Here is an 18,409-nt window from a genome sequence, read left to right on the forward strand (position 1 = left end):
TTAAATTTTTAACTACACACTAGTTATCAAAATGATGTTGGATCTTACCGAAATATTACAATCACTTGACCTTGGAAAGATAAATGTCTCTCAGGCCAAGAAACTGCTTTCTCTTTATTCTGTTGAAAAAATTGAAGATTTTGCCAAGATCGATATAAGTAGAAAACTGAGGCGTGGAATACCTGAAGTAATATTTGCAGAAAAAAAAGAACTTGTAGATATCAAGAAAATAATTCTTACAACCACCTCTAAATCAGATTCTGTTCTTGTTTCTAGGATAAGCAAAGATCACTACAAGAAAATATTGACCTTCTCTAGAAAGAATAAATTGAAAATACATACGGGCAAAAATACCACGACCATTCTCTTCTCTCCAAAACTACGTTTTACTGGAGGAAAAGTAGGTATACTGACAGCAGGAACTTCTGATATTGGAGTAGCGGAGGAAGCCAGACTGGTATGTGAGTCTATGGGATGTCAATGTATCTGTAGTTATGATATAGGTATAGCTGGAATTCATCGTCTTTTTCCTGTCATCAAGAAAGTGATATGTGAGGAGGTGGATGTAATTATAGTGGTTGCTGGAATGGAAGGTGCACTTGCATCAGTGGTATCATCCCTGGTTGACATACCTGTAATTGGCGTTCCATCATCAGTTGGATACGGTTATGGTGAAAAAGGAATTGCAGCACTGGCATCTATGTTACAAAGTTGCACTCTTGGGCTATCTGTTGTTAATATTGATAATGGTATAGGCGCAGGAGCATTTGCAGCTAATGTTGCAAATAGAAGCGTACGAAAGAAAACTAGGCCTTGATAATTCCAAGACTTCCCAGTTCTGAGCCTATTCCATATCCTATGAGGGCAATACCTGTTCCAAGTCCTGCCATTTCTAACCCCCCTCGTAACATGCTGATGTTTGCAATCTTTGATTTTGTTGCTCCAATTACAAAAGATGCAGAAAGACTAACACCAATTGCTACAAAAAGTGGAACATACCCACTCAGAAAGAAATATGGAATGATTGGTAAGATTCCGCCTACTAGAAAAGCACCAAACATACGAAATGCACTTTTTAGAGGACTTCCTACTATCTCTAAATTTAATTTGAGTTCTTCTGTAAGCATTGTATCTAACCAAACTTTCTTGTCTGATGTTATTTTGTTTACAATCTTATCCAAATCTTGACCTGCAAATCCTTTTGCTTTGTATATGTCTTCTATTTCTCTCCTCTCTGCTTCTGGCACATTGTTCATTTCCCATTTTTCACGTTCAATTTCAGAATCTAAAATCTGTCTTTGTGATTTCACGGCAAGATAATTTTGAACTGCCATTGCTTTTGCACCCGTAAACATTGCAACAATAGCTGCCAATATGATTATGTTAGAAGATACTTCTGCTCCGCCAACTCCAGCTACCAACCCTAAGGATGTGTTTATACCGTCTCCAAAACCAAATACGAAATCTCTTATCGAACTACTTTCTTTTTGATGCGCTTCTACATGTCGTGGTTCTATTCCGTTCACTGTCTACAGTATGTAATACCTGTTTATATGTCAAAAGTAAAAATTTTCAAAATGATATAGCAAGGTAAACGATTTATATCATAGTAGAAAGAACTCGAAGAAAGGAATGGCAGGAAGGAGAATAGTTCTAACTGCAGATCGTAGCCTTATGACCAATTATAGGGGTAATTTTCTGTATGGTTTCATAGCATGTGGTCCTTACGAAGTGGTTCCTGAATGGGTCTTTGATAAAGTATTCTGTCCACCAGTTGAAACTGATCAGATAACTGGTGAAGCCAAGGTTGCTCAAGTTGGATTACGCAGAGTAGAATCTGCACTATTACAAGGTTACAAAAGAGACGATGTGTTTATTGCAAATCCTGATTATCTTGAAAAATGCATTGGTCCTGATACTAAAGTGGTTGGAATAAATGTAATGGATCCACTTGGTATGGCGCCGGTGACTACTACCATGTCGCCTGAAAAGCTCTCTTATGTAGCAATGAAATTCAAGAGAATGTGTGCCAAGATAATCCAGCTAAAAAAGAAGTATAATTTTCATGTTGTCGTTGGTGGGAACGGAGCATGGGAGCTTGCAAAAACTGACAGAATGAAAATTCATGGAATTGACACTGTTGTTGTAGGGGAGGCAGATGAGTTAGCTTTGGATCTTTTTCACGATCTTGAAAAAGGTGATGCTCCTGAACTAATGCATTGCTTTGTTAAGAATATTCAAAACATTCCGGTGATTCAGGGACCTACTGTTAATTCTCTGATTGAAGCAATGCGAGGGTGTGGAAGGGGATGTGACTTTTGTGATGTTAACAAAAGATCGAAAAAAGATTTGCCGCTAGAACGATTGCAACAAGAAGCAAAAATGAATCTGAATTACGGTTTCGATTCTGTCTGGTTACATTCTGATGAAATGCTTCTCTATGGATGTGATAATAGAAACTTTCAACCAAATTATGACGCCATAATTGAATTGTGGAAAGGACTAAAGTCTCTAGGTCCAAGGTTTGTTGGAACAACGCACATGACATTTTCAGCTGTGTGTGCTGATCCCAAACTTTTACATGACATGTCTGAAGTAAATGGCATGAGTAATGAAAAATGGCTTGCCACCAATCTTGGAATTGAGACGGTGGCACCAAGAATGGTTAAGAAACACCTTGGTGTAAAAACAAAACCGTTTTCAACAGATGAATGGGGCTGGGTTGTACGAGAAGGCGCAAGAATACTAAATGAGAATCATTGGTTCCCGGCAGCAACCATCATAATTGGTTGGCCAGATGAGACTCCTGATGAAACACAGTATACTATAGATTTGATTGAGGATTTCAAGAAAACAAGAATGCGAGGTCTTGTTGCTCCTCTGTTGTACCAAGACTTTAATGAAAAGAACTCTATGCACTTTGGTAACCTCAATGAGGCCCAATTCACACTATTCTGGAAATCTTGGGAACATAATCTGAGAGTTATCAATGATATAATTCCTATAATTATTAGAAACAAGACATTTGGTCCTCCTATGAAACTTGTCATGTATGGCATGATAAAAGCTGGAACTTGGGCAATAATGCGATATCTAAGAGGTTTGTCTAAAGACTTGTTCAACGGCAAGCTTCCGGAAGATATAATGGAAAAATATGCAAGGAGCAGATCCGTAAATGCTCCTTCTTATACTAGGTAGATTTTTTCTCTAGTATTCTGATTGCTGCATCTGCAATAGTGTTTGATTTTGGAGTCAAAACGACGAAATAGATCTTGTCTGATCTTTCCGCACTTTCTACATTCTTAAATTTTTTCAGATTCATGTCAAACTCTAATAACTTTCCATCAAGTTTTCCTTTTACATATATCATCAAATACGAATTTCCAGAAGCAGGGGTTAGGGGAATTATTGAAAAAACATATCCTTTGTATGAGTTTATTGGTAAAATGTTTTTCATTGGTGGAGCCATAGTGGACATGGCAATAAATATGTCTTCGGGAGAATCAAACTCTTCGAATTCAAAATCCATAGATTGTCTTTCTTTGGTCTTGTATAATAATCTATGATCTATCTACACAATTTGCATTGATTGTATCTTTGTTACCTCTTTATGGTCTGATGTTGTTACTGATTTTTTGAGGCTAGATTTGTAATGCTTTGAAAAATCTGTTATTTATCGCGATTGTGTGACTTGATTGCAATTACTAGATTTCTTTGAATCTTGAAAATATGAAAATGAACTAGTATTTTGGCATAAATCTTAGTCCAGTCTTTGCTGATACTGCAATTATTGATATTATTGCAATAGCAAATACTAGAGCTGCGATTGGGCCAAACTCTGGAATTATGATGGTGCCAACTATGTCAATCTTGGAATCTCCCTTGCTGAATGGGATGCTGAGTGTTCTTGCATTTTGATTCTTTGTTTCACTGAACTGTGTAATCTGCTTTCCGCCATCTGTTACTATGAATGTGGCATCTTCCAATCCTGCTGGGTTTACCTTCGCGCCAGTCAAGTTTGCATCAGGATTTGGAGGCGGCGGTACCTTTGCATCTATTATGTTTCTAGGTAGGGTTACTGTGATAGAACCATCTGCGTTAGTGTTTAATGCAATTTCTAAAGTGTATTGCTGTGCATAGATGCTCATGCTGCTAACAGTACCACCCTTTATGATGTATGGTATGTTGTAAATTTGATTTCCTGATTGTAATCCATATGTTCCATTGATAGCTTTGGTAACTGTGGTACTTCCATCTCCACCATTATAATGAAACCTTGCAGTTGAATTCAGGTATACTCCATATTGAGCTATTATTGTGTAATTTCCAGCATCTTTCCAATATTGCCCGGTAGCTGCAAATGTCTTGGTAAAACTTCCATCTGCTCCAGGTGTTAACTGGCCGATGAAAACCAAATTCTTAAGCGGACTGATAACTTTGATTGTTACAGCAGTTGCGTTTATAGGATCTCTGATATGTCCTGTCATGATTACCGTGTCACCTTGATTGTATGTAGGCAAATCTGTATTGATGGATAAAGGTGCAATTGTAGTTTGAATTACTCCAGTTCGATTTGCTTCCTGTTGTAAGAGTTTGTAAGCAGTAGTTACATTTGCATTTGGATTGGCTGGCCCTCCTCCAACTGTAGGACTTCCACTGGTTTGTGCATAAACTGGTAATGCAATTACTGCAATGCTTACTGCGATTGTCAACAATATTATATAACAGATGCTTGATCTTCTCATGCTTGCTAGCCAATACTCAAGGATCTTGAGTATTTATGTATTGATAAAAGAAAATTTGACTTGTAGTTCTAGTATTTTGGCATAAATCTTAGTCCAGTCTTTGCTGATACTGCAATTATTGATATTATTGCAATAGCAAGTACTAGAGCTGCGATTGGGCCAAACTCTGGAACTATCTGTGTACCGATTATCTCTATATCTTGATCTCCTTGCAAGAATTGAACAGTTATGTTTCTAAAATTATTGTTTGCAGATTCACTTTGTGGTTTTACTTCTGCACCGTCTATTAGGATGATGAATGTGTCATCTTGACCTGAACTTGTCTTTGCATCGATCAAACTTCTTGGTAATTGCAGGGTGACTGTTCCGTCACTTGTGGAATTTATTGAAACAATTACTGATAAACTCTGGGCATCTATGGTCATTGTATTTATGGTTCCACCATTTATGGTGTAATTGACATTGAACGTCTGCTGGCTATTGGGGTCTTTGAGTTGAAATGCATTACTTATGATGGTAGGTGTACTTTGAAAAGCAAAAGTAGTTTGTGCAGTTACATTTGGAGGGCCATATTGAACCTTGACTGTATAGATCCCATTTAATTTCCAGTATGGTCCTACTGCCTTGATGGTGTCTGTGTACCTGCCGTCTTGCGATACGTCAATTTGTGCTATTTGAACCAAGCCATTGTTTGGATCAAAGATCTGTATGACTAGTGGAGTTCCAACTACTACTGCCCGCACTTGACCTGAGATGACAATTGTGTCCCCTAGAGTATATGATGACCTGTCAATATTTGTTGTAATTGATGCCGGTGCAGGTGGAGATGTCAATGGTGTGGTTTGTGCAAATACGGGAATTGATAATGCTGACAGAGATAAAATTAATGCCATGAGAATAGGAGTGTATTGCATATCGAATTTGTCTTTCAGTTGTATATTTCCTTTGCTATGTCAGTAATAAAAAATGAAAAAGTAGAGCGTCCTAGTATTTTGGCATAAATCTTAGTCCAGTCTTTGCTGATACTGCAATTATTGATATTATTGCAATAGCAAGTACTAGAGCTGCGATTGGGCCAAACTCTGGAACTATCTGTGTACCGATTATCTCAATTTTTTCAGATGCCATTTGGAATGGAATTGTGATTGTTCTTGTGTCTGTGGAAGGTGTTTCTGTGAATTGTTGTATTTGTTCACCGTCTACTAGAACTGCAAAGACACTGTCACCTGTACCACTTTTTGCATCAAGCACTGATCTTGGAATGTTAAGAGTGATCTGACCATCGTTGGTTGCTTGTATGTTTACAACAAGGGCTTTTGATGCAGTATCCAATGTTGCTCCAGAAACTGTTCCACCGTTGATGGTGTAGTCGATACAATACATTTCACTACCAGTTGTAGCTGCAAGTTGTTGCGGTGTGCAACTTGACTGTCCGCCACCAGGTAGTGTGAACTGTGTTGTTGTCGATAGTAGTCCTTGTTGTGAGCCAGCTTGAACATAAATGGTATAAGTTCCACCTGCTGTCCATAATGGGCTTGAGGTGTTGATTTTATCTTGAAAATCACCGTTGCTGTTCAATGTTATCTGATCTACTTCTACAACCTTTCCATTGGGGTCTGAAACTTTCATGGTAACAGCTTGTCCGCCTATGGAATTTTGGACATGTCCTGTAACAATTACTATTGACTGTCTGTCGTATGCACTTTTGTCTGTAGACACTGCAATTGGCAGAATTTGTTGAGATCCAGTACTGGGGCTGATTTGGCTTGAATTCATTGTTGTATCTGCCGGTGATAAAGCAAATGCCGGCATGATGCCTACTACAGCTGCCGTAGCAAGAATTGCGATCAACGCATATTCTTTATGAGTACTCATCTTATTGGCGATTATGAAGTAAGACTATTTATGTATATTTAAAAGACAACTAAAATTTAATGGGCAAATGTTATTTTAAAAGTGACTGCGGTTTAAAGTTCCAATTCTTGAGATGTCATAAGACTTGTATGATATACCATGCTTGTTTTCAATATTGAAATTATTGAATTGGTGAAACTTTGATCTGAAATACTCTTGACGTCGAATTATGTTTCCACGTCTTCTAATTGTATATTTTATTGCTGTACAAGATGTATGCGATCTGTGTTTGCACTAGATCCTGTAATAAAAAATGAAAAAGTAGAGCGTCCTAGTATTTTGGCATAAATCTTAGTCCAGTCTTTGCTGATACTGCAATTATTGATATTATTGCAATAGCAAGTACTAGAGCTGCGATTGGGCCAAACTCTGGAATTGCTGGTGGTGTTTGTGCTTGTGCGCCTGTGAGTTGGAATACAGCTGAATTAACTCTTGCTTGCTGGTCTCCTTGTTGTACTGTAATTGCGTATTGTCCATTCTCAAACCAGAGACTTCCAGCAGTGCTTAATTTTGTAACAAAATTTCCACTGTTGTCTAAGGGTAATTGAGCCGCTGATACTACATTGCCTGATGGGCTTGTTACCTCTACGGTTACATCTTGTCCTGGGTATGGATTTGCAACATGTCCAGTGACCATAATTTGTGAATTGTGATCGTAAACTGGTTTGTCGGTTGTCACCGTTATTGCTATTGGTGGTATTTGTTGAATGTTGCTGGTGTCGTTACAGTCGGGGCATGCTAGATATGGGTTGGTTGCTGCAAAAGCAGGTACAACACCTACTACAGCTGCCGTAGCAAGAATTGCGATCAACGCATATTCTTTATGAGTACTCATCTTATTGGCGATTAAGCATAATGGATATTTATGTATATTTAAAAAAATGAAAAAGTAGAGCGTCCTAGTACTTTGGCATAAATCTTAGTCCAGTCTTTGCTGATACTGCAATTATTGATATTATTGCAATAGCAAGTACTAGAGCTGCGATTGGGCCAAACTCTGGAACTATCTGTGTACCGATTATCTCTATTTCTTGAGTTCCATCAGTGAATGGAATTGATAGAGTTCTGTCGGTTGTTGTAGTGCTAGTCTCCTGGAAATTAGCTTCCTGACCGTCTACTAGTACATAGTACTTGTCATCCTGACCTGTTGGTAGTGTTGCATTAATCAGCGCTCTTGGGAGTGTTACTGTTAATACTCCATCCCCAGTAGTCTGTATTGATACAATCAGTGATTTTGATTGCATGTCAGCCTTTATGCCAAGGACTTTGCCATTGGTTATGCTGTATTTTACAGAAAGGCTTGTACCATCAACTGGTATAGTGTTTCCTAATGATGAACTGCCAGTAGAGCCGGCGAATTGGAAGGTTGTTTCAGCTGATCTATCCGGGCTACCAAATTGCACTTTTACTGTATATGTGCCTGCTGCCTGCCAGAGAGTGCCTGTAGCCATTATAGATGTTGAAAAGGTTCTGTCCGATCCTAGATTCACTTGATCAATTTTGACAATGTTTCCTATCGGGTTGATGATGATGACCGTGATTGGTGTATCGGAAATATAGTCTCGTGTACTTCCTGATATTGCAACCTTGTCTCCATCATTGTATGAAGTCTTGTCGGTTGTTACGGTGATTTGACCTGTGGATGTAGAACCAACGAGCGTACCTGTATTTCTAGATGTAGCGTTTGTAGAATTTGAACCTGTTGGATTCTGTAGAGCATATGGAGAAGCAAAAACGGGCATTACTCCTATAGCACAAAGCAGAATTGCAAGTAACGCAAATCCTTTAAAGCGAGTACTCATCCTGGTTGGAAGTGATTTTTTTTACTATTTAAAGTTGCGGAAAAAATTATTGACAAAAGATGCTAATTTTGACACACTTCCAATTAGATATATATTAACCTCTCGGTGGATGCATCTTAGTTTGTGGATTAGTCATACGTTTACAGCTAATGTTCAAAGGAGATTTTAAAAAATGATTAGTAAAAAAGAGAAGATACTCATTCCAGATCATATCTATGTTCCAAAACATGAGATAATAAATAAAGACGAAGCCGAAAAGGTTCTTGAAAAATATCATACCAAGCCTACTGAAATGCCGCTAATCTATGTGAGTGATCCTGCCATCAGAGGTTTGGGGGTAAAGCCAGGAGATATGATAAAAATTACACGAAAGAGCCCAACTGCTGGTGAGAGTTTGTACTATAGGTACGTGGTGGAAGAATAATGGCAAATATTTCAAACAAACGCTGGCCCATCGTTCAAGATATTCTAAAGAGAGAAGGAATTGCAAGACAACATCTTAATTCATATGATGAATTTCTTGAAAGGGGACTTCAAAGTATTATAGATGAAGTTGGACAAATTGAAATTGAAAGTGCTGAATATCCATACAAGATTCAACTTGGAAAAGTAAAACTTCAACAGCCGCGTATGATGGAATTGGATGGCTCTATTACTCATATTGCACCAATGGAAGCACGACTGCGAAATGTTACATATGCATCTCCTATCATGCTTGAAGCAAGTGTTGTAGAGGATGGAAAAATCCTAGAATCAAGGTATATTCACATCGGAGACATGCCTGTCATGGTTCGATCTAATGCTTGTATATTGCATAATCTTTCTGAACAAAAATTAGTAGAACACGGTGAAGATCCAAGTGACCCCGGTGGTTACTTTATCATAAATGGTTCTGAACGAGTTATAGTCGGATTGGAAGATCTTTCTTACAATAAAATTATTGTAGATAGAGAAACAGTTGGTGGTAATACTGTTTTCAAAGCCAAGGTCTATTCTTCTATTGTAGGCTATAGGGCAAAATTAGAATTAATAATGAAAAACGATGGCCTTATTGTTGCCAAGATTCCAGGTTCTCCTGTTGATATCCCGGTAGTTACATTAATGCGAGCACTAGGTCTTGAATCTGACAGGGAAATAGCTGCCTCGGTATCATTGGTGGATGACATTCAAGATGAACTTGAAGGTTCATTTGAAAAGTCAGGTGATGTGCCAACCGCAAAAGATGCCATAGTCTACATCAGTAAAAGAATTGCACCTGGTATGCTAGAAGAATTCCAGATTAAGAGAGCTGAAACATTACTTGATTGGGGTCTTTTACCACATCTTGGTAAACATCCTGACAATAGAAAAGAAAAAGCACTATTTCTAGGGGAAGCTACATGCAAACTAATCGAACTAAAATTGGGATGGATTGCTACTGATGACAAGGATCATTATGGAAATAAAGTAATAAAGTTCGCAGGTCAAATGCTCGCTGATCTTTTCAGAACAGCATTTAGAAATCTAGTCCGAGATATGAAATATCAACTGGAAAGATCAGGCCAAAAAAGAGGCATAAACGCAGTAGCAGCTGCTGTTAGACCTGGAATTGTTACTGACAAAATGAATAATGCCATTGCAACTGGAAATTGGGGCAGGGGCAGAGTTGGTGTAACACAACTTCTTGATAGGACCAATTATCTTTCAACTATTAGTCATCTTAGAAGAATTCAGTCACCTCTGAGCAGAAGCCAACCTAACTTTGAAGCAAGAGATCTTCATGCTACACACTTTGGTAGAATATGTCCAAGCGAAACTCCTGAGGGTTCGAATTGTGGATTGGTAAAGAATCTTGCCTTGTCTGCAATAATTTCTGTTAATGTTCCATCTGAAGATATAATTGAGAAACTCTATGACTTGGGTGTAACTTATGTATCTGACGCAAAAGATGAATTGAAAAAAGAAGGTACTAGAGTTTTTGTTGACGGTAGATTAATTGGATACTTTAAGGACGGTCAACGACTCGTTGACTCTCTACGAGATCTAAGGAGAAACTTCAAGATTCATCCACACGTTGGAATATTTCTGTACCAATCTAGCTTTGAGGGTTCTACTAAACGACTTTATGTTAATTGCAATGCTGGAAGAGTTTTGCGTCCTCTCATTGTAATCAAAGATAATAAAATTCTCTTAACGCAAGAGTTAATCGATAAGGTAAGCAAAAAATTCCTTTCGTGGACAGATCTTTTGCATATGGGAATAATTGAGTTGGTAGATGCTAATGAAGAAGAAAACTCTTACATTGCAATTGATGAAACTGACATAAAGAAACATACTCACATGGAAGTATTCCCATCTGCAATTTTGGGAGCAGGCGCATCCATCATTCCATATCCAGAACATAACCAGTCTCCAAGAAATACATATGAATCTGCAATGGCAAAACAAAGTCTTGGTTTTTCAACTCCACTCATGAATGCAAGTACATATGTGCGACAACATTTGATGTTGTACCCACAAACTCCAATTGTTAATACCAAAGCAATGGGTCTTTTAGGATTGGAGGACAGACCTGCTGGTCAAAATTGTGTTGTTGCTGTATTGCCATTTGATGGATATAATATTGAAGACGCTATTGTCTTGAGCAAGTCGTCCATTGATAGAGGTCTTGGAAGAACGTTCTTCTACAGAATCTATGAAGCTGAAGCAAAACAATATCCTGGAGGTATGCGAGATAACTTTGAGATTCCAACTGCCGAAGGAAATATTCGAGGATTTAGAGGTGACAAGGCATACAGATTATTGGAGGAAGATGGAGTTATTGCAACTGAATCAACAGCACAGGGTGGAGATATACTGATTGGAAAAACAAGCCCACCAAGATTTATGGAAGAGTATAGAGAATTTGAAGTAAAGGGGCCATACAGAAGAGATACATCGATAGGAGTCAGACCATCTGAAAATGGAGTCGTTGACACAGTTGTTATGACTCAATCGCACGATGGAGGAAGAATGTACAAGATCAGAGTTAGAGATCTTAGGATTCCCGAAATTGGAGACAAATTTGCGTCAAGACATGGTCAGAAGGGTGTTGTGGGATTACTTGTAAACCAAGAAGATCTTCCCTATACCGCAGATGGAGTAGTTCCAGACGTTTTGATTAATCCGCATGCTTTCCCGTCCAGAATGACAGTTGGAATGTTTTTGGAATCTGTAACAGGAAAAGCTGCCGCACTGCGTGGAAGTAAAATGGATGGCTCTGCTTTTGTCGGAGAGAAACTCGAAGATGTAAAAGGCGTTTTAGAGCAAAACGGATTCAAATATTCTGGGAAAGAAGTAATGTATGATGGAAGAACAGGAAAACCATTTGCAGTAGACGTATTCATTGGAGTTGTATATTATCAAAAACTTCATCACATGGTTGCAGACAAGATTCATGCAAGAGCAAGAGGTCAAGTCCAAATGTTGACAAAACAACCAACAGAAGGACGTGCAAGAGGTGGAGGTTTGCGATTTGGTGAAATGGAAAGAGACTGCCTTATTGCGTATGGAGCATCAATGATGCTAAAAGATAGATTGTTAGATGAATCTGACAAGGCTGATATCTACATTTGTGAACGATGTGGATTGGTTTCATATTATGATATCAAACAAAGAAGATTTGTATGCAGAGTATGTGGTGACAAAGCAAAAGTTACCTCCATTTCTGTTGCATATGCATTTAAACTACTTTTACAGGAAATGATGAGTCTTGATGTCGCACCTAGACTTTTGATAAAGGAGAGAGTATAATGGCACTTGAAACAATAAAAGTAATTGATGGAATAAAATTCTCTGTCTGGTCTCCAACAGAGATTAGAAAATACTCTGTTGCTGAAATCACTGCACCCGAAACTTATGACGAAGATGGAATGTCTGTTCAAGGTGGATTGATGGATGGAAGACTTGGTACACTTGAACCCGGTCAGAAATGTCTTACCTGTGGAAATACTGCAGCAAGATGTCCGGGACACTTTGGACACATTGAACTTGCAGAACCTGTCTTACACATCGCATTCATAGATAATATCTACAAACTTTTGTTGACTACATGTAGATCCTGTGCTAGATTAAAAATTCCACAGGAAGAGCTAGAAGAATATCACCAAATCATGAAAAAGGAAGCGGCGTATACCGTAATTTCAATTAAACATATTCCTACTGAAATAATTGAAAGAGCCAAGAAAGAAAAAACTTGTCCTCACTGTGGCAAGTCACAATATGAATTGATATTCACAAAACCAACAATTTTCATAGAAAGAACTGAACTTGGTGAGAACAGATTGCTTCCAATTACAATTCGAGAGAGATTCTCACATATGATTGATGAAGATCTGAAATTGTTAGGATATGATCCTACAACAGCAAGACCAGAATGGTTTATCTTACAAGTTCTACCGGTTCCACCAGTTACAGTAAGACCATCCATCATTCTAGAAACAGGAATCAGATCTGAGGATGATCTAACTCACAAACTAGTAGATATCATAAGAGTGAATCAGAGACTAAAAGAAAGTAAAGAAGCTGGAACTCCTCCACTTATTGTACAAGACTTGGTTGATCTCTTGCAATATCATGTTACGACTTATTTTGATAATGAAGTGTCAGGCATTCCACAAGCTCACCATAGATCAGGAAGACCTCTCAAAACTCTTACACAGAGACTAAAAGGAAAAGAAGGAAGATTCAGAGGTTCACTATCTGGAAAAAGGGTTGACTTTTCAAGTAGAACTGTTATTTCACCTGATCCAAGCTTACAAATCTCTGAGGTGGGAGTTCCAGAGGCTGTTGCAACTAAACTAACAATTCCGGAAGTTGTTACCGAATGGAACATTGAGAGGCTGAAAAAACTTGTCATAAACGGGCCAAGCAAATTTCCAGGTGCTAATTATATTGTAAGACCAGACGGGGTGAAAATTAGACTTGACTTTGTTGAAGACCGAGAAACCATTGCAAATAATATTGAAATAGGGTATCTTGTAGAACGACATCTCTCTGATGGGGATATAGTGATGTTCAACAGACAGCCATCATTACACCAAATGTCCATTATGGGTCATTATGTCAGAGTATTGCCTGGCAAGACTTTTAGATTGCATCCATCCGTCTGTCCTCCTTACAATGCTGATTTTGACGGAGATGAGATGAATCTTCATGTACCTCAAAGTGAAGAAGCACGAGCAGAAGCTATACTCTTAATGCGTGTACAAGACCAATTGATCTCTCCGAGATACGGCGGTCCTATAATTGGCGCATTACGTGATTTCATTACTGGTGCATATTTACTTACAAAAGATGATACTACATTAACACCTCAAGAATTTGCAAACCTTGCAATGTTGGGTGGTTATAATGGAACATTTCCAGAACCTGCAGTAAAAGCAAAAGGTGGATCACTTTATAGTGGTAAACAGTTATTCTCACTCTTCTTACCAAAAGACTTCAATTATGTCATAACATCAAAATGGTCTAAAGGTACAAAGGGCCCAGTAAAAGATGTAGTAATCAAAAACGGACAGCTAGTTAGTGGTGTGATTGATAAAGCGTCTATTGGAGCAGAAGAACCTGATAGTGTCCTACACAGAATCACAAAAGATTATGGATATGAAGAGGCCAAGAACTTCCTTAACTCTATTCTGATTATGCTAAAACAATTCATTACAGGTTATGGATTTAGTTATGGTTATGCTGATCTTGAACTTGCAACAAAGACAAAAGATGGAATTCTTGAAAATATCCAAGAATCATATGACAAAGTCTATGATTTCATTGCTCAAGCAAAGAAAGGTACCCTACAGCTTAGCAGGGGTCTTTCTGCTGAAGAAGCATTAGAAGCATACATTGTAAATGAACTTTCAAAAGCCAGAGACAAGGCAGGAAATTCGGCCGATAAATCTTTTGATGAAACCAATGCAGGTAGAATAATGGCAACTACTGGTGCTAGAGGTTCGTCGCTAAATATTGGTCAAATGGCTGGTGCATTGGGTCAACAGTCTATCAGAGGTAGAAGAATTCTCAAAGGTTATAGTAATAGAGCATTACCACACTTTAAAGAAAACGATGCCAACCCAGACGGTAAAGGGTTTGTCAAATCTAACTATAGGGAGGGATTGTCCACTCTGGAATTCTTCTTCCATGCTATGGGTGGAAGAGAAGGTCTTGTTGACACTGCGGTCAGAACACAACAAAGTGGTTACATGCAGAGAAGACTCATCAATGCACTTGAACATCTTAAACTAGAATATGACGGAACAGTAAGAGATCCACACGGTCACATAATACAATTTCTTTATGGAGAAGATGGTATCGATGTAGCAAAAAGTGATCATGGTGAGGCATTTAGGATTGCTAGATTGATAGAATCTGAGAGCATCATTGATTCTGGAAAGAAATCTACAAAAGAAGAGATAGCAGATTTGGCAAAAAAATATACAAAGACATTCAATCCACGTTTGTCAAAAACTGTGCTTGAGGCTCTACTTGAATCAAAACTTAGCAAAGAAGGTGTTGATAAAGTCTGTAAAAAAGCACTAGAGCTTTATGATAATGCTAAGGTTGAACCTGGTCAGGCAGTAGGTGTAGTAACAGCTCAATCAATAGGTGAGCCTGGTACTCAGATGACTCTTAGAACATTCCACTTTGCAGGTATAAGAGAAAGAAACGTAACACTGGGACTTCCTAGATTGATTGAACTTGTTGATGCACGAAAGAAGCCTGTAACACCAACAATGGATATCTACTTGGAAGAAAATCACAAGAAATCAAAAGAAAAGGCAATCAAAGTAGCAAGAGAAATTCTACATACCAAAATTAGTGCATTAATTTCTAGTACTGAGACTGATTATTCTACAAAGATTAAGCTCAATCTTAACCAAGACAAACTGCGAGAAAGGGCATGTACAATTGAAGATGTGGTGGATGCATTACAATCTTCCAAGAAGAAATTTGAGATCGAGCCCAGTGGGAATTCAATTACGCTGACACTGCCAGAGGAATCTGATACTCAAACGGTTCTTGCAATGAGAAACAAAATACTATCTACTACCGTAAAAGGTGTGACAGATGTAGAAAGAGTTACAATTGTACAACAGGGAGAAGAGTGGGTTATACAGACGTCTGGTTCAAACATAGCAAAAGTATGGGAAATTGATGGCATTGATAAGAAAAATATTCGAACTAATAACATCTTTGAGATTGCAGGTACATTAGGTATTGAAGCTGCACGAAATTCACTGATAAATGAATTGAGTTCTACTCTTGAAGACCAAGGTCTCGAGGTGGATGTACGATATATTATGTTGGTATCAGACCTGATGTGTTCTAAAGGCTATCTACAACAAATTGGGAGACATGGAATTGCTGGAACTAAGACTAGTGTGCTTGCAAGAGCCGCATTTGAAATTACCGTTCCAACAATTGCAGAAGCTGCACTAGCAGGAGAAGTTGAAGAACTTAAAGGTGTAACAGAAAATGTTATAGTAGGAGCAAACATCCCAATCGGTACAGGAACAGTAGATCTATACATGAGAGTGGTTCAAGATGGCTAAACTATTAGAAAAAATAATAAAAGATGCAATTGAGGATGGAAAATACTCTTTTGGCACAAAAGAAGCAATCAACACCATAAAAAATTCAAAAGTTATCGTATTATCAAACTCTATCACAGAAAAAACACTCGAGCAAATACAAGAAGCATCTAAAAATGCCAAGGTTCCTACACTACATTACAATGGTTCCTCAGTAGAACTTGGAAGACTATGTGGCACGCAATTTAGAATTTCTGCATTGTCACTTAAGACTCTAAGTGATACTAATCTCAAAGCAATAACAAAAGAACTTGAAACAGAGACGAAATAACACAATGTGCTTTTCCCCATCTATTTTCTATCAAGATTTAAATGTCCCACCAAGAGATCGAGTTTAAAAACGGCATGACGGAAACAATCAAACTATCAACAGATCAAATAAAACTGATGTCACTTTTTCAGAATGTGACAGGAGCTACAGCACGAGACTGTATTGAAGACGAGAAACAAGACCGAGTTATATTCGTGGTAAATCATGGTAAAATGGGGTTAGCCATTGGAAAAGGCGGTTCTACAATAAAGAATCTGCAAAATGTAGTAAAACGAAATGTTGAGCTTGTAGAATATTCTGAAGAACCATCTGAATTTCTAAAAAATATGCTTAATCCAAAATTAGTTTCTGAAGTGAAAATAAATAAGAGACTTGATGGTTCACTTCAAGCAATTATTCTAGTTGATGCAAAAAAGAAAGGAATTGTAGTGGGCAGAGAAGGCCGCAATGCAGAAAAAGCAAGACTCTTAGCAAAGAGATACTTTCAAATTTCCAGTGTTCTTATTCAAAGTCCGGAGAAAATAATGGAGTAATGGTATGGCAAAATCACCTTTAGGTCTATTTGCAGGGAGAGTTCTCAAAGATAAGAGAAAGCGACAGAAATGGTCTATTGGTACCTATAAAAGAAGAGAATTAGGTCTTGATAAGAAAGCAAGTCCTCTTGGAGGCGCTCCACAAGCTAGAGGTATAGTTTTAGAAAAAGTTGGAATAGAAGCAAAGCAGCCAAACTCTGCTGTAAGAAAATGTGTTAGAGTTCAACTAATAAAAAATGGTAAAACGGTTACAGCCTTCCTTCCTAGGGACGGTGCCCTTAACTTTGTTGATGAACATGACGAAGTACATGTAGAAGGCATGGGTGCATCCATGGGAGGAGCACTAGGTGATATTCCTGGTGTAAGGTGGAAGGTTTTCAAAGTAAATGGTACTTCACTTAAGGAACTTGTCTATGGAAAGAAGGAAAAACCAAGGAGATAAAAAATGACAGAAACACAAAATCTTCTACTTTTCAGAAAATGGGATATCTCAAATATAGATGTCAAAGATCCGGGATTGAAAAATGTAATATCTCTTAAACAAGAGATAATGCCGTTGTCATTTGGCAGATCAGCTCTTAAAAGATTCAACAAGGCTGAAGTTAACATAGCTGAGCGACTCATTAACAAATTATCTCATTTTGGAAAAAAATATGCAAAAAATACAGGTAGGATGGGTGGAAAAAAAATTCGAGCGATAAATACAGTCAAGGCTGCATTTGATATAATCCATCTAAAAACTGGTAAGAATCCTGTTGAAGTTTTGATAAGAGCTGTAGAATATTCAGCACCGAACGAAGATACTACTAGAATAGTATATGGTGGAACTGTTTATCATGTTTCAGTAGATGTTGCGCCACTACGGAGAGTTGATCTTGCATTACGATTCATTGCAGAAGGTGTCAGAGATGCATCATTTTCCAATCCAAAGGCAGTTGAGGAAAATCTTGCAGAACACTTGATACTTGCTTCAGCAAATGACATGAATGCGCCGTCTGTCAAGAAAAAGAATGAACTAGAACGAATTGCAATGGCTTCTAGGTAAAGAAATTATTTTTTAAAAATAATAGATAGCCCGAGGCAGATTCGAACTGCCGTCCCCAGGTGTCCTCTCATAAGATCCAGAGCCTGAGATCCCTAACCCAAAATTGTTTGGCCACTAGACTATCGGGCTACCGAGACGACTGGTATTTCTTGAGAATATATTATTTTGTACTGGCTTCACGAACTGCAGTGGCATAATCGCAATTTGCACCAAGTCTCATGTAAGGAATCAATCTGTAATGAATGGAGTACAGATCATTTTCTTTGTACAAAATTCCCTTTAACAACAATGATACAAAACCTCCTGCAATTCGAGAAGCTGGTATGTTAAGTTCCTTGCATACTTGATCACGCCTCTTCTTGTATTGTTGATTGGTGAAATTAGTTGTATTCAATTCTAAGATTAATGGCCACATGACCTTCTCCCAGACAAATCTTCGATTTTGAGTGGCAGAGGCATATTTTCCCTTTTCTTCTAGCATTGATAACGTTCAAA

Annotated in this window: 17 protein-coding genes and 1 tRNA gene; 9 read left to right on the forward strand and 9 right to left on the reverse strand. The window is 38.1% G+C overall.

Annotation, left to right across the window (positions count from 1 at the left end; all coding sequences use genetic code 11):
• Window positions 1-37: 37 nt before the first annotated feature.
• Window positions 38-817: a nickel pincer cofactor biosynthesis protein LarB gene (gene larB / locus BQ3481_RS10540; protein WP_157928573.1), complete on the forward strand. Its 780-nt coding sequence runs from the start codon at window positions 38-40 to the stop codon at window positions 815-817.
• On the opposite strand, the gene BQ3481_RS10545 is transcribed toward larB, so the two are convergent.
• Complete coding sequence (locus BQ3481_RS10545; RefSeq protein WP_231911797.1) at window positions 807-1,526, reverse strand: VIT1/CCC1 transporter family protein; 720 nt, start codon at window positions 1,524-1,526, stop codon at window positions 807-809. The two genes, larB and BQ3481_RS10545, sit on opposite strands and share 11 nt — an antisense overlap.
• A 106-nt stretch (window positions 1,527-1,632) precedes the next feature.
• Here BQ3481_RS10545 and BQ3481_RS10550 point away from each other — a divergent pair, with 106 nt between their 5' ends.
• A complete protein-coding gene (locus BQ3481_RS10550; RefSeq protein ID WP_157928221.1) occupies window positions 1,633-3,198 on the forward strand; it encodes a B12-binding domain-containing radical SAM protein in 1,566 nt (521 codons plus the stop codon).
• On the opposite strand, the gene BQ3481_RS10555 is transcribed toward BQ3481_RS10550, so the two are convergent.
• The 6 genes from BQ3481_RS10555 to BQ3481_RS10580 form a co-directional block, all read right to left on the reverse strand.
• Window positions 3,191-3,529, reverse strand: a complete 339-nt coding sequence (locus BQ3481_RS10555) for a hypothetical protein (RefSeq protein WP_157928222.1) — start codon at window positions 3,527-3,529, stop codon at window positions 3,191-3,193. The two genes, BQ3481_RS10550 and BQ3481_RS10555, sit on opposite strands and share 8 nt — an antisense overlap.
• Before the next feature lie 211 nt (window positions 3,530-3,740).
• On the reverse strand, window positions 3,741-4,715 hold the full coding sequence (locus tag BQ3481_RS10560; RefSeq protein WP_157928223.1) for a PEFG-CTERM sorting domain-containing protein: 975 nt from the start codon (window positions 4,713-4,715) through the stop codon (window positions 3,741-3,743).
• Window positions 4,716-4,813: 98 nt separating this feature from the next.
• Complete coding sequence (locus BQ3481_RS10565) at window positions 4,814-5,659, reverse strand: PEFG-CTERM sorting domain-containing protein (protein WP_157928224.1); 846 nt, start codon at window positions 5,657-5,659, stop codon at window positions 4,814-4,816.
• A 70-nt stretch (window positions 5,660-5,729) separates the two neighbouring features.
• Complete coding sequence (locus BQ3481_RS10570) at window positions 5,730-6,620, reverse strand: PEFG-CTERM sorting domain-containing protein (RefSeq protein WP_157928225.1); 891 nt, start codon at window positions 6,618-6,620, stop codon at window positions 5,730-5,732.
• A 310-nt stretch (window positions 6,621-6,930) separates the two neighbouring features.
• Complete coding sequence (locus BQ3481_RS10575) at window positions 6,931-7,494, reverse strand: PEFG-CTERM sorting domain-containing protein (protein WP_157928226.1); 564 nt, start codon at window positions 7,492-7,494, stop codon at window positions 6,931-6,933.
• A gap of 64 nt (window positions 7,495-7,558) precedes the next feature.
• Window positions 7,559-8,461, reverse strand: a complete 903-nt coding sequence (locus BQ3481_RS10580) for a PEFG-CTERM sorting domain-containing protein (RefSeq protein ID WP_231911798.1) — start codon at window positions 8,459-8,461, stop codon at window positions 7,559-7,561.
• 172 nt (window positions 8,462-8,633) lie between these two features.
• Between BQ3481_RS10580 and BQ3481_RS10585 the strand changes: the two genes are divergently transcribed.
• From BQ3481_RS10585 to BQ3481_RS10615, 7 genes are all read left to right on the forward strand, one after another.
• Window positions 8,634-8,885, forward strand: a complete 252-nt coding sequence (locus tag BQ3481_RS10585) for a DNA-directed RNA polymerase subunit H (protein WP_157928227.1) — start codon at window positions 8,634-8,636, stop codon at window positions 8,883-8,885.
• Window positions 8,885-12,232: a DNA-directed RNA polymerase subunit B gene (locus tag BQ3481_RS10590; protein WP_157928228.1), complete on the forward strand. Its 3,348-nt coding sequence runs from the start codon at window positions 8,885-8,887 to the stop codon at window positions 12,230-12,232. Before BQ3481_RS10585 ends, BQ3481_RS10590 begins: the two co-directional genes overlap by 1 nt.
• Window positions 12,232-16,026: a DNA-directed RNA polymerase subunit A' gene (locus tag BQ3481_RS10595; protein WP_157928229.1), complete on the forward strand. Its 3,795-nt coding sequence runs from the start codon at window positions 12,232-12,234 to the stop codon at window positions 16,024-16,026. The genes BQ3481_RS10590 and BQ3481_RS10595 overlap by 1 nt, the downstream gene beginning before the upstream one ends.
• On the forward strand, window positions 16,019-16,336 hold the full coding sequence (locus tag BQ3481_RS10600; protein ID WP_157928230.1) for a ribosomal L7Ae/L30e/S12e/Gadd45 family protein: 318 nt from the start codon (window positions 16,019-16,021) through the stop codon (window positions 16,334-16,336). The genes BQ3481_RS10595 and BQ3481_RS10600 overlap by 8 nt, the downstream gene beginning before the upstream one ends.
• A 74-nt stretch (window positions 16,337-16,410) precedes the next feature.
• Window positions 16,411-16,869: a NusA-like transcription termination signal-binding factor gene (locus tag BQ3481_RS10605; RefSeq protein WP_157928576.1), complete on the forward strand. Its 459-nt coding sequence runs from the start codon at window positions 16,411-16,413 to the stop codon at window positions 16,867-16,869.
• 4 nt (window positions 16,870-16,873) lie between these two features.
• Window positions 16,874-17,311 (forward strand): 30S ribosomal protein S12, encoded by a 438-nt coding sequence (locus BQ3481_RS10610; protein WP_101477235.1) that lies wholly within the window; start codon window positions 16,874-16,876, stop codon window positions 17,309-17,311.
• A gap of 3 nt (window positions 17,312-17,314) precedes the next feature.
• Window positions 17,315-17,914, forward strand: a complete 600-nt coding sequence (locus tag BQ3481_RS10615; protein ID WP_148693218.1) for a 30S ribosomal protein S7 — start codon at window positions 17,315-17,317, stop codon at window positions 17,912-17,914.
• Window positions 17,915-17,940: 26 nt separating this feature from the next.
• Here BQ3481_RS10615 and BQ3481_RS10620 read toward each other — a convergent pair.
• Together BQ3481_RS10620 and BQ3481_RS10625 are read right to left on the reverse strand one after the other, a co-directional pair.
• A tRNA-Gln gene (locus BQ3481_RS10620) sits at window positions 17,941-18,043 on the reverse strand.
• A gap of 31 nt (window positions 18,044-18,074) precedes the next feature.
• On the reverse strand, window positions 18,075-18,395 hold the full coding sequence (locus BQ3481_RS10625; protein ID WP_157928231.1) for a hypothetical protein: 321 nt from the start codon (window positions 18,393-18,395) through the stop codon (window positions 18,075-18,077).
• Window positions 18,396-18,409: the final 14 nt, after the last annotated feature.

It is taken from the genome of Candidatus Nitrosotalea okcheonensis (genome assembly GCF_900177045.1).
Lineage (GTDB): Archaea > Thermoproteota > Nitrososphaeria > Nitrososphaerales > Nitrosopumilaceae > Nitrosotalea > Nitrosotalea okcheonensis.